The following is a 16,293-nucleotide window of genomic DNA, read 5'->3' as shown; positions in this document are numbered from 1 at the left end:
CATTAAAATTTAAAATTCCAGCTGATCGACGGGATGGCCGAAAACAGATAAACCATGGTAGTTTGTGTTTGCCCCGGATGATCAGGATCTTCGGAAAAAACATAACTGTAGGGGTTTTTACGTGCATAGGCGTTGTAAACCGAAAAACTTAATTCCGACCGATGGTTTTTTCTTTCCTTCAACAACCAGGTGGCAGCCACGTCGAGCCGGTGATAATCGGGCATGCGGTAACCGTTTCTTTCGGTATAAAGACTGGCCACATTTCCTTCGAAATAATACTTACCTGCCGGGAAGGTTACTGCGTTGCCGGTATAATAAACCCAGGTAGCCGAAAAAGTCCATTTAGGATTCAGCTGATAAACACCGACTACCGACACATCGTGCACCCTGTCCTGACGAGCAGGATACCACACGCCCTTGTTGATCCCGTCGATTTGCCGCAATGAGCGGGCCAGCGTATAGGCTATCCAGCCGGTAAAAGCTCCTTCCTTTTTCTCCAACAACAGTTCGAGTCCATAGCTTTTCCCCTTTCCGTAGAGCAATTCCGATTCAACCATTTCGTTGAGCACCAGCTCGGCGCCTGTACGGTAGTCAATTTGATTTTGCATGTTTTTGTAATATACCTCGGCCGATAACTGGTAACGGTGCATGCTGAAATTTCGAAAAATACCGGCGCTGATCTGATCGGCAATTTGTGGTTTTACATTCGCGCTGCTTGGAATCCAGTAATCGATTGGCGTTCCGGCAGTGGCATTTTGCAATAAATGGATATACTGGGTGAGCCGGTTAAAGCCTGCCTTGACACTGGTGTTTTCATTAAAAACGAAGGTGGCATTAAAACGGGGTTCATAATTCAAATAAGGTGCATACCAGTCGCCCTTCTGGTAGCTGATGGTGTCGACAGGATCACCCAAGTGGTCAAACTGGTATTCAGTCGACGGTCCTCGGCGAATGAAATGCGAAAGTCGTAAGCCATAGCCCAGGGTTAAACGGCTGCCAATTTTCTGCTCATTGAACAAATAAGCTGCCGATTCGAGTCCTTCCTTTGAACTCACTTCAAAGTTTTGCGCTTCATTTTCGAGCGAAATTACTTCCAGACTGCCCGGCTTAAAAAGATAGTCATTCACTTCGGCACCAAAGGTTACGGTGTTATTCGCCCCGGCAAACCAGGTAAACCGTTGCTTAAAGGTATTTCCCCTGATACCTGCACTTAAATCGAAGGCAAAATCGAGATCGGCGGCTGTATCGTAGTTGTAGTCGTTAAAAATAATGGAAGTGTTGCTGAAAAAACGGGATGAAAACAGATGGTTCCAGCGCAGGGTGGCTACCTTGTTTCCCCAGTCGAAACCAAAAATCGAAGTTTTTAAGGCGTCGCGTCCCAGATAACCCGACAGATAGAGCTGGTTTTTGCTGTTTAGCTCCAGATGCGTTTTCAGATTCAGGTCGTAAAAATAGAGGCGGCTTTCGCGCAGGGTCTCATTTTTTGACAAAAGCAGAAAAAGGTCGGCATAGGTTCGTCGGCCTGAAAGCAGGAAGGAACTTCCCTTTTTGCCAATGGGCCCTTCGAGGGTGGCCCGGCTCGAAATCAAACCAATGCCACCGCTCAGTGAGAGGCGTTCGGTATTCCCTTCGCGCATGTGCACATCGAGCACCGACGATGCCCGTCCGCCAAAACGGGCCGGTACACCGCCCTTGTACAGTTTTACACTGTTAATGGCATCGGAATTAAATACAGAGAAAAACCCCAGCAGGTGCGAAGGGTTGAATACCGGTGCATCATCGAGCAATACCAGGTTTTGATCGGCCTGCCCGCCACGCACGAAAAAACCTGAGCTGCCCTCACCTGCCGACGAAACTCCAGGCATCAGCTGAATGGTTTTCAACACATCCTGTTCGCCAAACAATACGGGAATGGCTTTGATCGACTTTGGTGTGAGGGTAAAGGTGCCCATTTCATTTCCGATGATGTTCTGATTGACGGCTTCGGTGCTCACCACAATTTCACCCAACTGCTCCGATGAGGGCTCAAGCCTTATGTCGAGCAGGGTATCACGATCGGCCGAAATGGTATAAATGGCTGTTTCGTATCCCAGAAAGGAAACCGACAGCTTGTAAAAACCAGGTTGAACACCCAAGGAGAAATAACCATAGCTATTGCTGGCGGTACCCGTTTTAAGCTGGTCAACATACACCGTGGCCCCAATCAGGTCTTCACCGTTTGCGGCATCCTTGATTCGGCCTGAAAGCGAAACCGTTTTTTGAGCCTCAAGTTGTATCGTAAGAAAAAGTAGAAAAAACAGGTATATAGCGTGTCTCATTTTTCTGTTTAGATTTTCAATTACGAAATATAGACAATCAAAACACAAAATAGTTGTAGCAGCCATTAAATTATTGTCAATTTTCACAAGCAGTGGCTTACTTCAAATTGTCGCAGCTTTTTCTAATTTTGTGTGGTCTTACTTCGAAATACGATAAAAATTTGAAAATGGATCAGGGAAAAACCTTTAAGTGGCGAAGTTTTGTAAGTTTTGGAATGTTTTTTTCCTTTCTGATCATGTCGGTTTCGGGCCTGATCCTCTATCTGGCACCCCCCGGCAGGGTTTTTCGCTGGCTGGGCTGGGAACTGTTTTGGATCGACCTCAATCAGTGGCAGGCATTGCACACGCTTTTCTCCTACCTGTTTCTGGGCTTTGCCATCTCGCATGTTTTTTCGATGAACTGGAAGATACTTTTTTCGTATTTCACCCGAAAGACCAAAGCAGGCTTGCGCAGAAAAAGGGAACTGCTTGCTTCATCGATCGTAGTTTTGCTTTTTGCCGCCGGCACGCTGCTGAATGTTCCGCCTTTTCAAAGTGTGATGCAACTTGGCGACTGGGCCTCGGATGCCTGGGGTGAGCAAATCGATTATCCGCCTGTTTCACACATTGAAAAAATGACGATCGAAGAAATTGCTACTGTACTTCTGGATGTCCCGGCGGAAGTTTTTATGAAGCAGATCAAGGAAGCATCCTATCGTGTTGATCGTCCGACGCAAAGCCTTGAGGAAGTCTGTACAATAAATAAGGTCGATCCCTATGTTCTTTTCAGAAACAGTACACGGGGAATGAAGGTGTTAGTAATTCCGGAGAAGGGTGAGTAAGTGAATGGGAGATTTAGAGCAATTAGATTTCTTCTTAAGCTGGCAGAACTAGAGCTGGTCGTCGTTTGGTAACAGTCAGGTTTGAAAAAGGAAAAGGAAGCACAACAACGTCCCCTTTTACAAGTCTTTCCATGCCTCATCCTCCTCCCTGGTATTCCATTCAGCTGCCAAAGAAGGCTCACTTACGATGGCGTTTTCCAGGCCTTCGCCATAGCTGCTTTTCTTAAGCGTTCTAATATAATTCAATACCTTAAATTCTTCACCTCGTGAAAGGTCCTCAAGCTCATCAATAATTTTCTGTTTATTTTCTGACAACATAGCAACCATTATTTATATTGTACAACAAAGATTTCGACTTATTGATCAAATATGCTTTTTATATTCTGCTTTAGCTTCTGATAACCAGCCCGCTTCACTGCCGAATAGCGGAACAGCTCATTGAATTTTTCCTTCGACAAAAGCTGCCAGTCGACTTTCGACATTTTCAGCAGCTCGGAATGCGGTTCAAATTCTTTAACATGGTGGCTTTGAGGACGCTGATTCCACGGGCACACATCCTGACAGATGTCGCAGCCAAATGCCCGGCGCATCAGCTTTGGACGGAACGCTTCGGGGATCTCATCCTTCAGTTCAATGGTGAGATAGGAGATGCATTTCCGGGCATCGAGCACATAGGGCTTTACCAGGGCATTGGTCGGACAGGCACTCAAACACTGGTTGCAACTGCCACAGTGTTCCTTCTTGTAGGCTTGATCGTATTCCAGCTCAAGATCGAGTATCAGTTCGGCAATGAAAAAGAAGGAACCAAGTTGCCTGTTGAGCAGTAGACCGTTTTTTCCAATCCATCCCAAACCGGCCTGCACCGCCCAGGCACGCTCAAGCACCGGCGCCGAATCGGTAAACATGCGTCCGTTAACCGGAGCAAGTTCTGTATCGATGTAGTTGTAAAGTTCTTTCAGTTTTTCCTTAATTACCAAATGATAATCTTTTCCATAAGCATACTTCGAAATTAACGGAACATCAATCCCTTGCTGAAATCCGTCTGGGAAATAATTAAGCAGCACCACCACCACCGATTTTGCACCTGGCACCAGCTGAGTGGGATCGAGGCGCTTCTCGAAATGATTGGCCAGATAAGCCATTTTGCCGTGGTAAGCCTGGTCAAGAAAAGCCTTCAAACGGGCTTCTTCCTCATCAAGCCTGCGGGCTTTGGTTATGCCACAGGCAGAAAAACCAAGGGCTTTGGCTTTGAGCTTTATTAAGTCAGAATATTTTGCAGCCATGCTCATGGAGCAAAGATAAAGTTTTCAGTGGATCGGAACTTGTTTGATCTTTGCTGGCGAAAAAAATGATCAATCGTAAAATATAATTTTGTGAGAAATGTTTATACCAGTGAGAAGTAAAACAGCGACTTTCTGAATGGTTAAAATAATTTGGACCAACCAGGCATTAAATGATTTAGTAGCTATTGCAAAAAGAATTCATTCTAAAGATATTCCCGGTATTGCTCAGCCATCGATTGAACGTAGCCAATTACAATATCTTTTAATTCCTTCGGTGACTCCACTTTGGCGTGGCTTCCGGTATTGAGCAGCCACACGGCGAAACCATTCAGATCGTCATTTGCGAATTGCATTCTTAGGTACTCACCATCCTCTTCCTGCGAAAGGAAACCGTACCAGTATTTTGAATCTTCGATCAGTTTCAAACTGCATTTTGGAAGCAAAATGCTGATGTTGGCCTGCGTGCTGAAATTTGAAATATGATCCATGTATTCAGCAACCGAGAGGTGTTTCTTTCCTTTGAAATTCCGTTCGGTCGCTTGCAGTTCCTCGATGCGGTCGAGCCGAAAATCGCGGTAATCCTTCCGCAGCAGGCACCATGCAAAAAGATGCCAGCGCGAACTGTAGTTGCACAAACCAATGGGTTCCACCTCGCGCCATTCTGCTTCTCCCGCATAGCGGGCCTCGTATTTAATGCGCAAAACCCTTTTATTCACCAAAGCATCCTGAATTTCAAAAAGCCTTAACTGATGGTAGCGGTCGCCCATCGAATTCAGGTTGTAAACCGCCACCCTTTCGTGTAGTTTTTCGAGATAATCCTTTTCCGAGGGTTTCAGTATCGCTTTGATCTTGTAGAGCGCCGAACAAAAATCGCTTATGATTTTATCATCACTCATCTTTTCGATGAGCTTCTCACCAAAAAGCAAGGCGGCCGCCTCATCCGAAGTAAACATTACAGGTGGCAAGTGATAGCTTTCCTGCAGGAAATAACCGATGCCTGCCTCGGCTCCAATGGGAATGCCTGCTTCTTCGAGGGCGCGAATGTCGCGGTACACGGTTCGCAAACTGATCTCAAAACGATCGGCAATTTCCTGTGCTTTCACGATGCGCTTGCTCTGAAGCTGAATTAGAATGGCATTTAGTCGATCGATGCGGTTCATTGGTTTCCAATGTAAGCGATAGGTTCATAAGCACATAGGTGGTCCTGTTTAAGCACTGAGCCTGTGTACTCAACAACTCATGCACCCATGCCCTATTTTTTAATCACCATCCGGTTTTGATTTTCCATCAGCTGTACAAAGCCTTCGCGGCCGTGTTCCCTGATGTAAGCGATCGAAGCCGGGCGGTCGGACCTGAAGACAAATGAAAACAGGTCGGAAACGAAATTACTGAATTTTTTGCAATCGCGGGGACTACTTGTTGTGCAATCAGCACAAGTGGTATATCCGTTTTCGATACAACAGGCGCGGGCTTTACACCAGCTTGCCCCGGTATTGGCTTCACATCCGGCACATTTACCATTCAGAAACTTTTTACAGTTGCCACAATACAATCCACATTTGGACACTAAATCGATTTTGGGGATGGGTGTATTCATGCTGCTTGATTTTAAAGATTGAGCGTGCCCCTCAGTAAGGAAAAGATGGCAACTTTCCAATTGCCCGTCATCGCAACGACCTGCTTCCTGCCTCAATAGCACACTCATTCTGTTTTCATGGCTATTACTTAATAATCATCTGTACTTCGGTAATACAGTTTTCTTCATTTTCAAAGTCACATTCATGATAAATTTCGCGACTCATGTTGCCCGGAACAATCCCTTTGCGTGTCATTTCGCCCATGAGCCGGTTGTAGGTATTGCTCAGCTTTGACCACGAACCTTTGTGGATTTCGGAGATACAAGTTATTTCGGGAAGCACTGCGAATTTGAACTTTCCCGGATCGCCTTTCATTTCGCTTACCGGAAGGCAAATATCGAGATCGAACTGTGAGTTGGGATTTCCATCCACATTGCGGTATTGCCAGATTTGCGGACCTGCAATCTCAAGACCCAGTTCACCCGCTTTGGCAACCATTTCATCGGGGATGGTACCAGGTGCTTCAGCGATGGTAGCTAAAGTAGCTTTCATGGTGTACATCAGTACCGGTGTTTTTTCGACTTTCTTTTTTTCCATGGCATTTAATTTTTGAGTGGTTAATGTAAAAGTTGACATCATTAATACAATCATCAACAAGTTGGTTTTCTTCATAGCTAACGAGGGTTTTACGATTTATGCCACAAAGAAAAAGAGGGAAGGTGACAACAGTATGTCAGTAGGCTTGTAAATATTGATTAAAAGTTGTCAGATAAAAAAGGCCGCTTCATTCGAATAGTTGAGCGCCATCATTTCAGATAGCTTTGCAGGGCCTCAATATATTTTTCAAAAGCTTCAATGCCTTTTTCAGTAATGGCACAATGCGTTTGCGGATAGCTGCCTGTAAATTTCTTCTGAATTTCAACATAACCGGCCTCACTCAGTTTGCTTAGCTGAAAACTAAGATTTCCCTTCGTGGTATCGATGTGTTCGAGCAGGTACTTGAATTCAGCCGATTTTACGCCCATCAGCAGCGACACAATGCCCAAACGAACCTGTTGGTGCAATAAGGGATCGAGTGCCTCAAACATGCCGTTGCCGGTATTGATAATACAACCAGGCACCGGGAATTACAAAACCCAAAAGCCCTGCTATGCTCTCAATCATGAACTGATAAGGCATTTCGTACCCTACCGCAATAAATGCTGCGACCCAGTAAATAAGCCCTCCCGCCAAAAGGAGCTTTTCGCGGTACAAGCCACCCGTAATGAACAGTGCCAAACCAATCAGACTCATCTGAATAGGGTGAAGCATCTCAAAATTGGTTTCACCGGTTTTAACATTGGTAATAATGGCCACAAGGTTGTACACTACCAGTATCCCCACCCAGGTATAACGGGCCGTAAGTCCAATGTAGGTTTTCGTTCGTTTCCGCTGCTTATAAATATAGAATATTGTAAACCCGATGGCACCCAGGCCAAGCCCCCAGGCAAGCACGTCGAATACAAGCATTAAGCGTTTAGCTATCAGTTGAACCTCGGGGAAGAAATTGAGAAATCGTCCGAGAAAAATTACCAGTCCCCAAATGAGGATCAGTAAGCCGTCTTTCTTGATGTTTCGCGACGAAACTTCAATCATGTCACGGATCAGTGCCATTGATTGCTTTTCAGTAAAATCGTTGTTGCCAGTCATGAGTATCGATTTTAGTTTGCAAGATAAACAGGTTTGTAATACAAACCATATTTCACGACTATGTTTTACAGCATATTACATAAAGTGTATGCCCTCTCAGGTGAGTGTACCGGCCAACATTGGGTTTTGATGAAGTGTCTCTACTCCAGGCACTTTTTCTGAACTACGAAGGAATAAATTAGAAAGACCGAAGGCTTCAGGCTTTACACCCGCTGCGCTCCGGTCTTTAATCAATTGTCTTTAGTCTAAGATCTTTTATCAAATATCTTCGATCCAAAGTCTTTAGTCTAACATCTTTTATCTAAAGTCTTTAATCTAATATCTTCGATCCAAAGTCTTTAGTCTAACATCTTTTGTCTAAAGTCTTTTGTCTTATTTCTTCTATCTAAAGTCTTTAGTCTAATATCTTTTTTCTAAAGCCTCCAGCCTTACACCTCTTTATTGGCAATGAGCCATTCGGCAATCTGCACCGCGTTGAGTGCAGCACCTTTCTTGATCTGATCGCCCACACACCAGAAGGTAATACCGTTCGATGCAATGTCCTTGCGGATACGGCCAACGTATACATCGTCCTTGCCCGAAACAAACAAAGGCATCGGATATTCATTTTTAGCCGGATTGTCGAGAACAGTCAAGCCCTCGAAAGCCTCCATGGCATTTTTAACTTCTTCGACCGAAAGCTCTTTTTCGGTTTCAACCCAAATGGCTTCGGAATGCGCGCGGGCCACCGGAATGCGTACACAGGTAGCCGAAACTTCGGTATCGGTGTGCATAATTTTCTTGGTTTCCCAGTTCATCTTCATTTCCTCTTTGGTGTAGTCGTTATCGAGGAAGACATCGATATGCGGGATGATGTTCATGGCCAGTTGATGGGTAAATTTACTCACAGTGGCCTCATCGCCATTGGCTACCTGCCTGATTTGTTCTTCGAGCTCGGCAATACCCTGGGCTCCTGCTCCACTGGCTGCCTGATAGGTAGCACAATGTACCCTGGTAATTTTCGACAGGTCGTTAATGGGTTTCAGTGCCACCACCATCTGTATGGTGGAACAGTTAGGATTGGCAATGATGTTGCGGGGACGCACTTTGGCATCTTCGGGGTTCACCTCTGGAACCACCAGAGGCACGTCGTTGTCGTAACGAAATGCACTCGAATTGTCGATCATGATGGCGCCGTGTTTGGTAATTGTTGATGCAAATTCCTTGGAGATACCAGCTCCGGCCGAAGTTAAGGCAATGTCGATGTCCTTAAAATCATCACCCTGTTTAAGCTCTTTTACTACGAGTGTTTTTCCTTTGAATGTATATTCCTTACCAGCACTGCGTGATGATCCGAACAATACCAACTCGTCGAGCGGAAAACTTCGCTCCTCCAAAACGCGCAGAAACTCCTGGCCTACTGCGCCGCTTGCACCAACTATAGCGACTCTCATAATCGTAAAAAATTTTTAGGTTATTAAATGCTTTAAAAATTGAATTTTAATAAATTAGATCAGCAAAATTATACATTCCTCTCAAAATTCAACAAAATGCGCCATTTTATTCGCATAAGCCTGGTAATTTTTACGATTACATTAAGTAAGGCGCTTGTGGGGCAAGTGATCTGGAGTGAAGATTTTGAGCTTCCCGGTAAAGGTACATGGGTCGATAGTACCGGAAAGCTGCAAAGCGATTTTTCGGAGGTCGACTGGTCATTAAATACCGACGAGTGCAATTTCGCCGATGAAAATGATTATGCCAAGAGTGTTCCGGTCGATGGTGGCCGTTTCGAACTCATCGACAGCGACGGAGAGGCCCTGTGGTACTCGCCAGTGATCGACATCAGCACTTACGCGGCTGTCAATATTTTGGTACACTGTGGTGAAACCGGCAGCAATACCAATGTGGAGAAAAAGTACATCAAAGCAGCCTACCGGACCGACGACGACAGAATTCTTCCCTTCAACACCGACTCAACCGCTGCAGGAAACTGGGGCAACTCCACCCTGCTCGCACGCAATATTCAGGGTGAAAGTCTGCAGATCATGCTGCGCATGAATGCTTCGTATGCCAATGACAAAGTGTACATCAGGCAAATCGAAGTGGAAGTGTACGACTCCCTGCTTTCGGCTCCTTCACAGTTGATCCTGTTAAAACAGCCTTTCTATGGTTTTACCGGCGACAGCATTCAACTAACAGCTGCCGTGATAAACGACTATGGTGAAATGATTAGCGGGCAGCAGTTTGAGCCCTTATTTGAAAGTGGCGAACTGCAAGTGCTTCGCCAAACAAGCGATGGCAGCCGTTACTTTTTTACCCTGCTCCCTAAGCGGGCCGGAATCCAGCATTTCAGCATAAGCGAGGCAAAAGGAAAGCTCAGGCCTGTTGCCGATTCGCTTTTCCTATTTTCAAAACAAGCTGTTTTGCTCAATGAGGATTTTGAAAATGAGCTTTCGGGGCAGTGGAACTTCGATGGATGGAATTTATCCGATGACCAGCCCATCGAAGGGAAGCAATCGGCCCGCTCGCTCGAAAAAGACAGCAGTGGCACTTCAGGCCTCGGCTACACCATGAATCCGCTTTTACTAAGCGAAGCAGTGCATTTGTTTGCCTTTCAAATTAAAAACGGTAACTGGGATCCTTCGTCGTCGAACGCTTTTTATATGGTATTTGAAGATGAGCAGCAGGAACACGGACTGGCCATTGGAGTGAATGCAGCAGGCAGCTCCGATTTACTTTCGGTTTGGACAACACTCAATGGAGCAGCTGACGAACTGCTTGCTGAAAGCAACTACGACTGGGATGCCAATGAAACCTGCCATATTACGCTGATCATTACTCCCCGGGGCAACTGTCTGCTGGGTCTGGAAAGCCGGCTTACCGGCAAACAGGCTGCAGTGCACTTTGTTAATCCAGGCCTGGAGCAGATCAGTTCCATGCAGCTGTATTTCAAACATACTGCCACACGCTCGGGCCTGCTCTGGCTCGACAGCATGTTAGTGGCTGCCCATAACAGTGCTCCCTTTTTACTCGATGTTCAGGCAGTTGAGACAGGCATTTTCAAGCTGCACTTTAACGAAGCAATTAACACCTCGGCCTTAACGACACAACACTTTGAGATCGCCGGAAAATCGGGTCAGCTTTACAATGTCGATTCAATTAAAATTGAAAGCGCTCAAGCTATTTTACTTTACTGTGCTCCCATGGCCGAACTGTATTTAAGCGCCAGTGCATTCAGCATTACTGACCTTCAGGGGCAAAGTACCGAAAAAAGCAGCCTATCCTTCATCAATGTGATGGATGCCGGAAAACACGATCTGGTACTCAGTGAAATCATGGCCGATCCCTATCCGCCAGTCGGGCTCCCCAATGTTGAATACATTGAAGTTTTTAACCGAAGTTCAAAGAATATCAACCTTTCCACGATTCAGCTTCGGGTAGATGATAAAAATTATCCGTTGATCGACACGGTGCTGTATCCCGGTGCATATGCCCTGCTTTGTCCCGATGAAACTGCCACCTCCTTTCCGAATGCCGGTACCATTCTCCCGCTCGAACATTTCCCCACCCTTAAGAATGCAGGAAGTACTATCATTCTAAGGTGCAACAACGACACCATCGACGGGATCACTTATGATGAACGCTGGTACCACTATGAAGAAAAAGCCAAAGGAGGTTATAGTCTGGAACGCATCGACCCCGAACGTTTTTGCGGCCAGTACGGCAACTGGCAGGCTTCGGGCTCAGCTGTTGGAGGTAGTCCGGGAAAGGTCAACACCCTTTGGAAAAACCATCCCGACCTTGATCCTCCCGTCCTAACAGAGAGCGACCTGTTCACCGACACCAGCATCCTGCTGCTGTACAATGAACCGCTCGACCGCCTTTTGGCTCAAAACATCCATTCCTATTCACTTTCAACTTTAAGCGTTCGACAAGCCATTTACAGGGACGATCGCTTTGGCATACTGCTCATTTTAGATCAGCCACTGAGTTTCGACCGGCTCTATCAGCTCACCATTAAGGGAATCGCTGATGAATGTGGGAATCTGTCACTTTCGAAAGAAATTACCCTTGCCCGCCCCCAACTCAAAGCTGGCACGGTATTGATCAACGAATTGCTGTTTAACCCCTTTCCCGATGGTGCCGATTTTGTCGAACTGGTAAACAATACCGCCTTTCCCATCGATCTGGCCGATTTGAAGCTGGCCACCCGCGACGATTCACTGAAACTGAAAAGCATTTTTCCTTTGTCGGAAAAGCATCTGTCGTTCCTGCCCGATAGCATCCTGGCCTTCACCACCGACACAGCAGCCATTTTAAGCGCTTACCGGGTCGTTCACCGCGAGGCCCTGAGGTTTGTAGAACGCATGCCGGCCTTCAATAACGATGCGGGTCGCGTACTTGTACTTAACGATTCGCTTGAAGTTATCGACGAGCTGATTTATGATGAAGACATGCACAGCTCCTGGTTGTCCGATCGGGAAGGCGTTTCGATTGAACGCCTGGCACTGACTGCACCCACCAACGAGCGGGGCAACTGGCAATCGGCCTCCTCGCTGAACGAATATGCCACTCCGGGCCACGCCAATTCACAAAGTAAAAATGAAGAGGCTGAAGCTGACCTGCTCACCTTCGAAAGCGATGTGGTAACACCCAACGGCGATGGCTATCACGATGAATTAATCATTGAACTCCACCTTACAAAAAGCGATTATCTTGTGAATTTGTTTGTATTCGACACACACGGACGAGAAGTAAAACGTTTGTTGAATAATGAACTCAGCGGAAGCAACAATCAGCTTCATTACGATGTGAGCAATCATCAGGGAAATAAACTTTCGACAGGCATCTATGTTTTGTTTGCCGAAGTATTGCACAGTGAGGGCTACAGCAGGCATTTCAAAAAAGCGTTTCTGGTGAGTGGAACGAAGTGAAAAAGTGCATGAATTTTTGAGTGACTGAGTGACTGAGTGACTGAGTGCCGGAGTACCTTAGTGCCTTAGTAACTAAGTGCATAAGTACCTAAGTGCATAAGGAAGCTATTGCGAAGATTTCCATTCCATGCAAAGGTGAAGACCATCGCTTCCAATCGCTTCCAATTGCTTCCTATTGCTTTCAACCCTTTTCTATTGTGTCTGTTGTGGTTTTTTTTAAGTTCCTGAGTGCCTGAGTGCCTGAGTACCTGAGTGCATAAGAAAGCTATTGCGAAGATTTCCATTCCATGCAAAGGTGAAGACAATTGCTTCCAATCGCTTCCAATCGCTTCCAATTGCTTCCAATTGCTTTCAACCCTTTTCTATTGTGTCTGTTATGGTTTTTTTTAAGTTCCTGAGTGCCTGAGTTCCTGAGTTCCTGAGTTCCTGAGTGCATAAGAAAGCTATTGCGAAGATTTCCATTCCATGCAAAGGTGAAGACCATCGCTTCCAATCGCTTCCAATTGCTTCCTATTGCTTTCAATCCTTTTCTATTGTGTCTATTGTGGTTTTTTTGGAGTTCCTGAGTGCCTGAGTGCCTTAGTACCTGAGTGCATAAGAAAGCTATTGCGAAGATTTCCATTCCATGCAAAGGTGAAGACAATTGCTTTCCATCGCTTCCTATTGCTTTCAATCCTTTTCTATTGTGTCCTATTGTTTCTATTGTGGTTTTTTTGGAGTTCCTGAGTGCCTGAGTGCCTGAGTGCCTGAGTACCTGAATGCATAAGGAAGCTATTGCGAAGATTTCCATTCCATGCAAAAGTGAAGACAATTGCTTCCCATCGCTTCCAATTGCTTTCAATCCTTTTCTATTGTGTCCTATTGTGTCTATTGTGGTTTTTTTGGAGTTCCTGAGTGCCTGAGTGCCTGAGTGCCTGAGTACCTGAGTGCATAAGAAAGCTATTGCGAAGATTTCCATTCCATGCAAAGGTGAAGACAATTGCTTCCCATCGCTTCCTATTGCTTTCAATCCTTTTCTATTGTGTCTGTTGTGGTTTTTTTTAAGTTCCTGAGTGCCTGAGTGCCTGAGTACCTGAGTGCATAAGAAAGCTATTGCGAAGATTTCCATTCCATGCAAAGGTGAAGACAATTGCTTTCCATCGCTTCCAATTGCTTCCTATTGCTTTCAATCCTTTTCTATTGTGTCCTATTGTTTCTATTGTGGTTTTTTTGGAGTTCCTGAGTGCCTGAGTGCCTTAGTACCTGAGTGCATAAGAAAGCTATTGCGAAGATTTCCATTCCATGCAAAGGTGAAGACAATTGCTTTCCATCGCTTCCAATTGCTTCCTATTGCTTTCAACCCTTTTCTATTGTGTCTGTTGTGGTTTTTTTTAAGTTCCTGAGTGCCTGAGTTCCTGAGCTCCTGAGTGAATAAGTACATAAGTTCATAAGACCGCCATTGCGAAGACTCCAATTTCGGGCAATGGGAAACAATTGCCTTCCATTGCTTTCAATCGCTTCCATTTTCTTCCTGACTTTAGTAATCACCTGACCATTTAACCATCCAACCTTCTATCTTCAGTCTTCAGTCTATAGTCTATAATCTATAGTCTTTTGTCTATAGTCTTTTGTCTTCAGTCTATAATCTTTTTGTCTTCAGTCTTTTGCCTTCAGTCTTTTGCCTTCAGTCTTTTGTCTCCCTTTTCCTAGAAATAGAACAGGCTTCGTGCATTCCGGTTGGTTTTGTATTTGCCCCTGCGCACCAGTTTAATAATCGAACGTCGGTTAATGGCATGTTCTTCCTCGATACAATCCACTCCATCGTCGCAATGATTCAGTAGCTGGGTTTCACCATAACCTGTATATTCAATGGTTGTTGGTTCAATTCCTTTATCCACCAGGTATTCATAGGCCGATGCAGCGCGTCGTTTCGACAAGCGCAGGTTGTATTCATCGCTACCCTTTGAGTCGGTATGCGATTCGATGATCACCTCCAGATCGGGGTATTTACTAACCATATCAACCATTTTATCGAGAATGTACGCTGCATCTTTCAGAATTTCATCACTGTCGAATGCATAGTTGATGTGTTCGATTTGTATAATTTGCAGTTCATCATCACCAATTTTTTCAAGGCTAAGCGGCTCAAGTCGGTCGGGCTGATCCATCAGGTCGAAATTCATTTCGATAAAGATTTCAACCAATATTTTTTCATTGGGCAGCTTATTGTAGGTCGAAACTTCTTTCTCGGCCGGGAGATAATCTTCCTTCGTTACTGCCAGTTTATAGTTTCGTTGTTTGAAAGCGCTGAATACAAATTCGCCATCTTCTTTCGAATAAGCTACTTCAACGGTATCCATGTTTTCGTCGAGCAGTGCTACTTTTACTCCTTCGAGTTCATAGGTATTGATTCGGTCGCGCACCACACCCCTTATTTGTACCGGGACGTAAAGAATGTCGACCTGGTAAATATCATCGTGCCCCAGGCCACCCGGGCGGTCGGAAGAAAAATATCCGCTCATGCCGGTCTCTTCAAGTACCAAGCCAAAATCGTCACGCGAAGTATTCACGGGATAACCCATATTTTCATAAGAGGTAAACACACCCCGGTCGGGCAGGGCCATGTAAATATCGAGGCCACCCATGCCCCCCAGTCCGTCGGATGAAAAATACAATACCCCGTCGCTGGCAATAAAGGGAAATACTTCTTCACCCTCGGTATTGATCTCCTCCAAATTAACGGGTTCACCCCATTCTCCATTTTGTTTGCGACACCACCAGATGTCGTTGCCACCTTTTCCGCCGGGGCGGTCGGAGGCAAAATAAAGCACATCGCCGCTGGCATCGATCGACGGATGGCGATAGTTATCGCGGGCATCGTTGTACTTAAATCCACCTTTTAACTCCCATTTGCCATCTTCGAGGTCGGCATAATAAATCTGAAGGTTATTGGCATCGTCTACCCGGTTGGTGTTTTTATTGGTTCGGTTACTGTTGAAATACATCCGGTCGATGTTGGTATCGAAGGTGGCCGGACCATCGTGAAATGAAGTCATCAGCTCCTTCGCATAGATGTCAGGCTTTGAATAATTCCCGTACTCATCAATTTCAACCGAATAAATGTCGAGAAAGGGAAGTTGGTCCCAGTTGTATTTGATGTCCCTGCTTTCATCGGGATCGCCTGTTGAAACATAAACCAGCTGGTTCTTGTACAAGGTAGGTCCCCAGTCGGCACCCTTGGTGTTGAAAGGCAGGCTTTCCACTTCGTAGCGGGCCGAATCCTGTACCAGAAAGTTGATGTAATCGAGCAACGATTGCTCGAGGTTTACCCTTCCGTCTTCAGGACTTAACTTTGAATATTCCTTGAGATATTCCTCCGAGAGATCGTACTTGCCATTGGTTTTCAAGGCCATGGAATAGTTGAACAAATCTTCGGGCTGTTCTTCCCCTAATTCGATCAGCATCGACAGCCATTTTTCAACCATCTCGGTATTCCCGAGATAGCGATAGCTGTCGGCCAGTTTTCTGATCACATATACATTTTCAGGATCTTTCTCGTGTGCAAAAGTGTAGAGGTCGATTGCCTCCCTCCATGAGAAATCGTGAAATGCTTTGTCTGCCAGTTTAATGGTAATTTTCTGCCCGTGAGCAAAAGTTGACAGGAACAGAACTACAATTGTTAACCCTATATATCTCTTTAATTCCATCTGCAT

13 protein-coding genes are annotated in these 16,293 nt (G+C 45.5%); 2 read left to right on the top strand and 11 right to left on the bottom strand.

The window, feature by feature from the left end:
- Positions 1–2: 2 nt before the first annotated feature.
- Complete coding sequence (locus tag FHS86_RS15990) at positions 3–2,318, bottom strand: TonB-dependent receptor (RefSeq protein WP_429415969.1); 2,316 nt, start codon at positions 2,316–2,318, stop codon at positions 3–5.
- Positions 2,319–2,485: 167 nt separating this feature from the next.
- Between FHS86_RS15990 and FHS86_RS15985 the strand changes: the two genes are divergently transcribed.
- Positions 2,486–3,139: a DUF4405 domain-containing protein gene (locus tag FHS86_RS15985; protein WP_429415966.1), complete on the top strand. Its 654-nt coding sequence runs from the start codon at positions 2,486–2,488 to the stop codon at positions 3,137–3,139.
- 117 nt (positions 3,140–3,256) lie between these two features.
- On the opposite strand, the gene FHS86_RS15980 is transcribed toward FHS86_RS15985, so the two are convergent.
- The 8 genes from FHS86_RS15980 to FHS86_RS15945 all read right to left on the bottom strand — a co-directional run bounded on the left by FHS86_RS15980 (position 3,257) and on the right by FHS86_RS15945 (position 9,121).
- Complete coding sequence (locus FHS86_RS15980) at positions 3,257–3,457, bottom strand: hypothetical protein (protein WP_429415963.1); 201 nt, start codon at positions 3,455–3,457, stop codon at positions 3,257–3,259.
- 38 nt (positions 3,458–3,495) lie between these two features.
- On the bottom strand, positions 3,496–4,428 hold the full coding sequence (queG, locus tag FHS86_RS15975) for a tRNA epoxyqueuosine(34) reductase QueG (RefSeq protein WP_429415960.1): 933 nt from the start codon (positions 4,426–4,428) through the stop codon (positions 3,496–3,498).
- A gap of 197 nt (positions 4,429–4,625) precedes the next feature.
- Positions 4,626–5,582, bottom strand: coding sequence for a helix-turn-helix transcriptional regulator (locus FHS86_RS15970; protein ID WP_429415957.1), 957 nt, complete (start codon positions 5,580–5,582; stop codon positions 4,626–4,628).
- Between the two features lie 92 nt (positions 5,583–5,674).
- Positions 5,675–6,019, bottom strand: coding sequence for a DUF3795 domain-containing protein (locus tag FHS86_RS15965; protein ID WP_429415954.1), 345 nt, complete (start codon positions 6,017–6,019; stop codon positions 5,675–5,677).
- 124 nt (positions 6,020–6,143) lie between these two features.
- Positions 6,144–6,596 (bottom strand): GyrI-like domain-containing protein, encoded by a 453-nt coding sequence (locus FHS86_RS15960; RefSeq protein WP_429415951.1) that lies wholly within the window; start codon positions 6,594–6,596, stop codon positions 6,144–6,146.
- Between the two features lie 209 nt (positions 6,597–6,805).
- Positions 6,806–7,087, bottom strand: coding sequence for a winged helix-turn-helix domain-containing protein (locus FHS86_RS15955; protein WP_429415948.1), 282 nt, complete (start codon positions 7,085–7,087; stop codon positions 6,806–6,808).
- Entirely contained in the window at positions 7,080–7,688 is a 609-nt protein-coding gene (locus tag FHS86_RS15950) for a hypothetical protein (protein ID WP_429415945.1), read from the bottom strand. Before FHS86_RS15950 ends, FHS86_RS15955 begins: the two co-directional genes overlap by 8 nt.
- 428 nt (positions 7,689–8,116) lie before the next feature.
- Complete coding sequence (locus FHS86_RS15945) at positions 8,117–9,121, bottom strand: aspartate-semialdehyde dehydrogenase (RefSeq protein WP_429415942.1); 1,005 nt, start codon at positions 9,119–9,121, stop codon at positions 8,117–8,119.
- Between the two features lie 96 nt (positions 9,122–9,217).
- On the opposite strand from FHS86_RS15945, the gene FHS86_RS15940 reads away from it, so the two are divergent.
- Positions 9,218–12,601 carry a lamin tail domain-containing protein gene (locus FHS86_RS15940; RefSeq protein ID WP_429415939.1) on the top strand — a complete coding sequence of 1,128 codons (3,384 nt, stop codon included), beginning with the start codon at positions 9,218–9,220 and terminating at the stop codon, positions 12,599–12,601.
- A 265-nt stretch (positions 12,602–12,866) separates the two neighbouring features.
- Here the strand turns inward: FHS86_RS15940 and FHS86_RS15935 are convergent, their stop codons facing one another.
- Both FHS86_RS15935 and FHS86_RS15930 read right to left on the bottom strand, forming a co-directional pair.
- A complete protein-coding gene (locus FHS86_RS15935; RefSeq protein WP_429415936.1) occupies positions 12,867–13,709 on the bottom strand; it encodes a hypothetical protein in 843 nt (280 codons plus the stop codon).
- A 577-nt stretch (positions 13,710–14,286) separates the two neighbouring features.
- Positions 14,287–16,287: an OmpA family protein gene (locus FHS86_RS15930; protein ID WP_429415933.1), complete on the bottom strand. Its 2,001-nt coding sequence runs from the start codon at positions 16,285–16,287 to the stop codon at positions 14,287–14,289.
- Between the last annotated feature and the right edge of the window lie 6 nt (positions 16,288–16,293).

Origin of the sequence: Roseimarinus sediminis, from assembly GCF_050433125.1 — a bacterium.
Lineage (GTDB): Bacteria > Bacteroidota > Bacteroidia > Bacteroidales > Prolixibacteraceae > Roseimarinus > Roseimarinus sediminis.
Note: the sequence above shows the minus strand (reverse complement) of the source record. Positions and strands in the feature narration are given on the sequence as shown.

Excerpts from the sequence above, each read along its gene's own strand:
- FHS86_RS15965 (WP_429415954.1), bottom strand. The coding sequence starts at position 6,019 with ATGAATACACCCATCCCCAAAATCGATTTAGTGTCCAAATGTGGATTG.
- FHS86_RS15955 (WP_429415948.1), bottom strand. The coding sequence starts at position 7,087 with ATGTTTGAGGCACTCGATCCCTTATTGCACCAACAGGTTCGTTTGGGC.
- FHS86_RS15940 (WP_429415939.1), top strand. The coding sequence starts at position 9,218 with ATGCGCCATTTTATTCGCATAAGCCTGGTAATTTTTACGATTACATTA.
- FHS86_RS15960 (WP_429415951.1), bottom strand. The coding sequence starts at position 6,596 with ATGGAAAAAAAGAAAGTCGAAAAAACACCGGTACTGATGTACACCATG.
- FHS86_RS15970 (WP_429415957.1), bottom strand. The coding sequence starts at position 5,582 with ATGAACCGCATCGATCGACTAAATGCCATTCTAATTCAGCTTCAGAGC.
- FHS86_RS15950 (WP_429415945.1), bottom strand. The coding sequence starts at position 7,688 with ATGACTGGCAACAACGATTTTACTGAAAAGCAATCAATGGCACTGATC.
- FHS86_RS15980 (WP_429415963.1), bottom strand. The coding sequence starts at position 3,457 with ATGTTGTCAGAAAATAAACAGAAAATTATTGATGAGCTTGAGGACCTT.
- FHS86_RS15990 (WP_429415969.1), bottom strand. The coding sequence starts at position 2,318 with ATGAGACACGCTATATACCTGTTTTTTCTACTTTTTCTTACGATACAA.
- queG (WP_429415960.1), bottom strand. The coding sequence starts at position 4,428 with ATGAGCATGGCTGCAAAATATTCTGACTTAATAAAGCTCAAAGCCAAA.
- FHS86_RS15935 (WP_429415936.1), bottom strand. The coding sequence starts at position 13,709 with ATGGAAATCTTCGCAATAGCTTTCTTATGCACTCAGGTACTCAGGCAC.
- FHS86_RS15930 (WP_429415933.1), bottom strand. The coding sequence starts at position 16,287 with ATGGAATTAAAGAGATATATAGGGTTAACAATTGTAGTTCTGTTCCTG.
- FHS86_RS15985 (WP_429415966.1), top strand. The coding sequence starts at position 2,486 with ATGGATCAGGGAAAAACCTTTAAGTGGCGAAGTTTTGTAAGTTTTGGA.
- FHS86_RS15945 (WP_429415942.1), bottom strand. The coding sequence starts at position 9,121 with ATGAGAGTCGCTATAGTTGGTGCAAGCGGCGCAGTAGGCCAGGAGTTT.